The sequence below is a fragment of the Mycobacterium sp. genome, assembly GCF_032161845.1.
In the GTDB taxonomy this organism is placed as follows: domain Bacteria; phylum Actinomycetota; class Actinomycetes; order Mycobacteriales; family Mycobacteriaceae; genus Mycobacterium.
In genome coordinates this window covers 22,956-29,138 of sequence record NZ_JAVRQA010000464.1, presented here as the reverse complement: position 1 = coordinate 29,138, position 6,183 = coordinate 22,956, and the positions used below count along the sequence as shown (strand labels likewise).

6 protein-coding genes are annotated in these 6,183 nt (G+C 66.9%); all 6 read right to left on the bottom strand.

Translation table 11 applies throughout. The features are described from left to right. Positions 1-390, bottom strand: a 390-nt coding sequence (locus QOD90_RS25300; protein ID WP_526354242.1) for an aromatic ring-hydroxylating oxygenase subunit alpha, incomplete at its 3' end; no start/stop codon positions are given. Continuing rightward, positions 387-2,870 carry an FAD-dependent oxidoreductase gene (locus QOD90_RS25295; protein ID WP_526354240.1) on the bottom strand — a complete coding sequence of 828 codons (2,484 nt, stop codon included), beginning with the start codon at positions 2,868-2,870 and terminating at the stop codon, positions 387-389. The genes QOD90_RS25295 and QOD90_RS25300, both read right to left, overlap by 4 nt. A 131-nt stretch (positions 2,871-3,001) precedes the next feature. After that, positions 3,002-3,817 carry a type III pantothenate kinase gene (locus QOD90_RS25290; RefSeq protein ID WP_526354238.1) on the bottom strand — a complete coding sequence of 272 codons (816 nt, stop codon included), beginning with the start codon at positions 3,815-3,817 and terminating at the stop codon, positions 3,002-3,004. Positions 3,818-3,821: 4 nt separating this feature from the next. Next, positions 3,822-4,229 (bottom strand): aspartate 1-decarboxylase, encoded by a 408-nt coding sequence (gene panD / locus QOD90_RS25285; protein ID WP_526354236.1) that lies wholly within the window; start codon positions 4,227-4,229, stop codon positions 3,822-3,824. Then, the gene (panC, locus tag QOD90_RS25280; RefSeq protein WP_526354234.1) at positions 4,229-5,173 is read right to left on the bottom strand and encodes a pantoate--beta-alanine ligase; all 945 of its coding nucleotides are present in this window, start codon (positions 5,171-5,173) and stop codon (positions 4,229-4,231) included. Before panC ends, panD begins: the two co-directional genes overlap by 1 nt. After that, a complete protein-coding gene (locus QOD90_RS25275) occupies positions 5,170-6,105 on the bottom strand; it encodes a Rossmann-like and DUF2520 domain-containing protein (protein ID WP_526354232.1) in 936 nt (311 codons plus the stop codon). The genes panC and QOD90_RS25275 overlap by 4 nt, the downstream gene beginning before the upstream one ends. Between the last annotated feature and the right edge of the window lie 78 nt (positions 6,106-6,183).

The following is a 6,183-nucleotide window of genomic DNA, read 5'->3' as shown; positions in this document are numbered from 1 at the left end:
CGCCAGGTTCGGCGCGGCGACCAGTTTGCCGTCCAGGGCGTACGTCCACGCGTGATACGGACACTGGAGGTTCCGCTTCACCGCACCGGACGCCTCGGTGCAGATCGTGGCCCCGCGGTGGCGGCAGACGTTGAGGAACGCCCGCAACGTACCGTCGCGGCCCCGCACGACCAGCACGCTTTCCTTGCCGACCTGAACGGTCTTGAACTGGCCGGGATCGGCCATCTCGCCGGCGCGGGCGGCACAGAACCACATGTTCTCGAAGATGTGTTCCTGCTCCGCGGCGAATACCGGCTGGCTGGTGTAGAAGTCGCCGCCAAGAGTCGCCAGCAGGGCCTGCGGCTGTTCGGTCGCGGGCGGGCGAAGCAGGGGTGGGAGAGATCCGGTCATCGCCTGATCCTCGACATGTCGGGATCCACCACGGGTTCGGCGTGGACGGTCGCGCCGTAGCGGCTTCCGCGGTAGTCGACGGCGACGACGTCGCCGGGTGACGTACCCGTAGGCAGCCAGGCGTAGGCGATGCAGTGCCCGATCGTGGCCGAATAGGCGGCGCTGGTCACGTATCCGATGCAGTCGCTCGAGTCGGCGGCCAGATACACCGGCTCCTTGCCGAGCACCACGGCCGTCGGATCATGGAAGACGATGCTGTGCAACGTCTTCTGCGACGGTGGCGCGTGCTCCAGGGCGGCCTTGCCGACGAAGTCGTCCTTGGCCATCCGGACCGCGAAGTCCAGTCCTGCCGCGGCAGGTAGGTGTTCGGCCGTCATGTCAGAGCCCCAGGACCGGTACGCCTTCTCGATCCGCAGGCTGTTGAATGCGATTCGGCCTGCGGCGATCACGTCGTGGTCCTGCCCGGCAGACCACAACAGGTCCCAGAGCGCGACGCCGTACGCGGCGTCGGCGTAGATCTCCCAGCCGAGCTCGCCGACATAGGACACCCGCATCATCGTCACGGGAATGGACCCGAGATGAGTGCGCAGCGCCCGGAAGTACTTGAAACCTTCGTGCGACAGGTCGTCGTCGCACAGCGGCTGCACCAGGTGGCGGGCCGCGGGGCCCCACACGCCGACACAGCACGTCGCGCCAGTGATGTCGCGAACCGTCACGCTGCCGTCGTCGGGGAGGTGACGGGTGATCCAGTCGAAGTCCATCGGCCCGTTGGCGCCGACCTGAAAGCGGTCGGCAGCCAGCCGCGCAACCGTGAGATCGCTTCGGACGCCGCCGGTCTCGTCGAGCAGCAACGTGTACGTGACCGAGCCGACGCTCTTGTCGACGTTGTTGGTGGTGAGCTGCTGGAGCAGTGCCACCGCGCCGCGACCGGCGACCTCGTAGCGGGTGAGCGGTGTCATGTCGTACATGGCGACGTGCTGGCGGGTCCAGTGCGCCTCGGCGATCGAAATCGGAGACCAGAACTTGGCGGACCATTCGTCGCGTTCGGGGAAGGGCACGCCCTCGGTGCTCAGCCGTTGCGCCAAGGCGGCATTCGCCTCGTACCAGGCTGGCCGTTCCCAGCCGCCGCCCTCGAAGAAGTACGCGCCGAGCTCCTGCTGCCGCGCGTAGAAGGGGCTGGTGCGAAGACCGCGTAACGCCTCGCGGTACTGATGCGGATGGACGATGTCGTACACCTCGACGAACGCCTGGGAGCTGGTCGTGAGGATGAATTCGTCGCTGCGGGCGACGTCTTCGAAGCGGTACAGATCGCATTCGTGGACGTCGGTGGCCGGCGTACCGTCGATGATCCACTCCGCGGTGGCCTTGGCCACGCCCGCCGAGTGCGTGACCCAGACCGCCTCAGCGACCCAGAATCCGCTCAATTCGCGGTGCTCGCCCATGATCGAAAATCCGTCGGGCGTAAAGGAGAAGATCCCGTTGAAGCCCTGCTCGATCTTCGAATCGGTCAGCACGGGAAGCAGTTTCAGCGATTCACGCCACGCGGGGGCGAAGTCCTCCTCGGTGAACGGGAGCATCGACGGCATCTGCTCGCCTGCGGTGTCGACGGCCAGGGTCGACATGTCCACGGGCATCGGATCGTGCCCGTAGTACCCGATGCCGATGCGGTCGACGTGCTCGCGGAAGTACAGGTCCTGATCCTGATGCCGCAGGATCGGCAGGCCCGCCTCGACTGCCTCGGTGTTGCGACCGACCAGCGGTTCGATCCGTCCCGTCGTCGCGTACTGATGCGCCATCGGCACCAGTGGCACGACGAGACCGACCTGCTTGGCCAGGCGGGCACCCCAGAAGCCGGCCGCGCACACGACGACGTCGGCGGCGATGACCCCGTCGGCGGTCTGGACACCGGTCACCTTCCTGCCATCGTCGACGATGCCGAGCACTTCGGTGTGTGGACGGAAGGTCGCCCCGCGGGCCATGGCCGCCTGAGCTTGGGCCTCGACGGCGCGGACCGCCTTCACCAAACCGTCGGTGGGGGTGTGGAATCCGCCGAGGATGCGATCGACGTCGATGAGCGGATGCATTTCCGCACACTGGCCCGCGGTCAGTAGTTCCCCTGCGATGCCCCACGATTGGGCCCAGCCCGCTTTGCGGTGCAGGTCGGCCCAGCGCTCTGGCGTCGAGGCGACCTCGAGGCCGCCGGTCGGATTGAACGCCCAACCGTCGGGGTGGCCGAGGCGGCTGAACTTCTCGATCGTGTACTTCGCGAACTCCGACATGGTCTTCGACGGATTGGTCTGGAACACCAGACCGGGGGCGTGCGACGTCGAGCCACCGGTCGCGAACAGCGGACCACGATCGAGCACGGTGACATCGGTCCAACCGCGCGCGGTGAGCTCGTCGGCCAATGAGCTTCCGACGATTCCCGCACCGATGATGACGACCTTGGGGGCTGCCAAGAGTTCCTCCGCCTGTTGCATGCTGCGCAACGCTCACGCGATACGCAACACATGATTCTCCGGTGTGCGCTAGACGTCAACACCAAGATCAAGATTGCGCGGGCACCGCGGATTACCGCGCCGAAATCACGGAGGAGGGGAGGGGGAGGGAGCTAGCGGGCTTGTCGGAGCTTGCCGCGGGTGTCGTTCTGGTTGCGCTCGAACACCAGGCGCAATCCCTCGAGAGTCAGATGCTTGTCGTAGTGCGCCACCGTATGCAGATCCGGAAGCAACAGCGGCGCGGTATGCCCGGTGGCGACCACCTTGACGTCGTCGCCCCCGAAGCCATCGACGTCCTGGCGGATCCGGTCGACCAGTCCGTCGACCAGGCCTGCGAACCCGAATACCGCGCCGGCCTGCATGCACTCCACCGTGTTCTTGCCGATCACCGAGCGTGGACGCGTCAACTCCACCCGGCGTAGGGCCGCCGAACGCGCGGCCGCCGCATCCGAGGACACCTGAATCCCCGGCGCGATCGCACCGCCGAGGAACTCACCCTTGGCCGACACCACGTCGACACAGATGGACGAACCGAAGTCGACGACGATCGCCGCACTGGCGTACTTCTGATAGGCGGCCAGACAGTTGACGATCCGGTCGGCGCCGACTTCCTTGGGGTTGTCGACGAGCAGCGGAATGCCCGTCCGCACTCCTGGCTCGATCAAGACGTGCGGCACCGAAGACCAGTACTGCTCGAGCATGACGCGAATCTCGTGGAGCACCGAGGGGACGGTCGACAATCCGGTCGCGCCCGTGAGTTGTTCGGCATCGTCGCCGATCAGGCCGTCGATGGTCAGCGCAAGCTCGTCGGCTGTGACTTCGGCCTCGGTTCGAATCCGCCAGTGCTGCACCACCTTCGAGTGATCCCCCGAGCCGGAGATCAAGCCGACGACGGTATGGGTGTTGCGAACGTCGATCGCCAGGAGCACGGCGTTACCGCGGTGACATCAGGTCGGCGACGCCGGCCGGGACGAAGGCGGGGTCGTCACCCAGATCGACCTGCCGATTCTCGGCATCGACGAAGATCACCCGAGGCCGATACCGACGTGCCTCGGCATCCTCCATGGCTCCGTAGGCGATGAGGATGACCGTATCGCCCGGATGAACGAGATGTGCTGCGGCGCCGTTGATCCCGATCACGCCACTGCCCCGCTGACCCGTGATCGCATACGTGACGAGGCGGTTGCCGTTGTCGATGTCGACGATCGTGACCTGCTCGCCCTCGAGCAGGTCCGCCGCTTCCATCAATTCGGCGTCGATGGTGACCGACCCCACGTAATGCAGGTCGGCGTGGGTGACCGTCGCTCGGTGGATCTTGGATTTGAGCATCGTGCGCAACATCAATTCCTCCAAGGCAATTCGTGGCTTTGACCCGAGTCGACGCGGGAATGCCCGTCGATACCCGCTGCCGCGCCGACGTCGATGGCGATGTTGTCCAACAGTCTGGTGCGCCCGAGCCGCGCGGCCACCAACATTCGGGCGGGGCCCTCCGCAGGGGCCGGACCAAGCCATGGATCCCTGACCTCGAGATAGTCGACGTCGAGGGCGGGCACCTCGTCGAGCACGGCGCGGGCGGCGTCCAACGCCTCCGTCGCACCGCGAGACGCGGCGTACATGCCTGCGAGAAGGGCTGCCGACAATGCGCCCGCCTGCTCACGGTCGACCTGGTCGAGGTACCTGTTGCGCGAGGACATCGCCAGTCCGTCGGCCTCGCGCACGATCGGCACGCCCACGATCTGGACGTCGAGGTCGAGGTCATCGGACATCTGCCTGACGAGAACCAGTTGCTGGTAGTCCTTCTCGCCGAAATAGGCGCGATCGGGCCGAATGATCTGCAACAGCTTCAGCACGACGGTGAGCATCCCCGCGAAGTGCGTTGGGCGGGAAGCGCCTTCGAGCTCGGCGCCGAGCGGACCCGGCCGCACCGTCGTCCGCTGACCGTGGGGGTACATCTCCGCCGCGGTCGGGGCGAAGACGATCTCGACGCCCTCACCCTCCAGGGCCACCAGGTCTGCGTCGAGACTCCGTGGGTAGGCGTCGAGATCTTCACCAGCACCGAACTGCAGCGGATTGACGAAGATCGACACGACGACGACCGCACCCGGTACCCGTCTGGCCGTGCGAACCAAAGCCAGGTGACCTTCGTGCAGCGCACCCATCGTCGGCACCAGCACGACGCGTCGCCCGGTGGTCCGCAGTGCGCGGCACACGTCGGCCGCGTCCCGGACCTTGGCGTAGACGTTGAGTTCACCTGCGTTGAATGCAGGCGGTTTCCGTGCGGTCACGCCCGACCCCCTTCGTTCGGTGGGCCTGCCAGCGCGGCGAAGACGTCGGCCGGGGCGTGGGCCCGCTGCGCCGTGCGCAATGAATTGGCCCGGTATGCCTGTGCAAGTTCGGGATCCACGTGGTCGAGGGCGCGCAGGTGAGCGGTCACAGCGGCGGCATCGCCACGGGCGACGGGGCCGGTGAGTGCGGACGGACCACGTTGCAGTGCATTCTCCAGTGACGCGCGGGCCAGCGGCGCGAGCACCCGTTCGGCAATGCCGCCAGGAGCGTCGCCGACGACTTCCTGGCCAAGCAGTTCCTGCCCGCGAAGCGCGGCGCGCAAGGCCTCGACGGCGTCGAGCAGCACGGTGATGACGTGGTTGCCACCGTGAGCGAGCGCTGCGTGATACAGCGTCCGGGCCTCCTCGCGGACTCCGAACGGCTCACCGCCGATCTCGAGGACCAGCGACTGCGCCACCGCATAACCGACGTCGTCGGCCGCGGTGATGCCGAAGCACGCACCGGAGAGCCGGCCGATGTCCTCGTCCGAGCCGGTGAACGTCATTGCGGGGTGAATCGCCAACGGGATGCAGCCGAGTTCGGTCAGTGGGGCGAGCACGCCGATGCCGTTGGCTCCCGAGGTGTGCACGACGATGGTGCCCGGTCGCACCGACCCGGTGGTGGCCAGGCCCGCGACGACACCGGCAAGTTCGGCATCGGGGATCGCCAGGATCAAGAGCTCGGCATGGGCGGCCACGTCCTGAACCGGCAACACCTGGCTGTCCGGCAACCGTCGTTCGGCTCGCTGCCGGGACGCTCGCGATATCGCACTACACGCCACGACGACGTGCTCGACCCGTTCCAGTGCGACGCCGAGTGCGGTACCTACCCGGCCGGCGGAGACGATGCCCACCGTGAGCCGGGCCGGACGCAGTCCGTCGGGCTGCACCATTGCAGACGACCTCGCATGTTCATGGTTTTCGGCGTTCCGGTCCCGACTGTGCAGGTACCGGACGGTCGGGTTGAGACT

Coding starts and splice junctions, on each gene's coding strand:
- QOD90_RS25275 (WP_526354232.1), bottom strand. CDS start 6,105: ATGGTGCAGCCCGACGGACTGCGTCCGGCCCGGCTCACGGTGGGCATC.
- panD (WP_526354236.1), bottom strand. CDS start 4,229: ATGTTGCGCACGATGCTCAAATCCAAGATCCACCGAGCGACGGTCACC.
- QOD90_RS25295 (WP_526354240.1), bottom strand. CDS start 2,870: ATGCAACAGGCGGAGGAACTCTTGGCAGCCCCCAAGGTCGTCATCATC.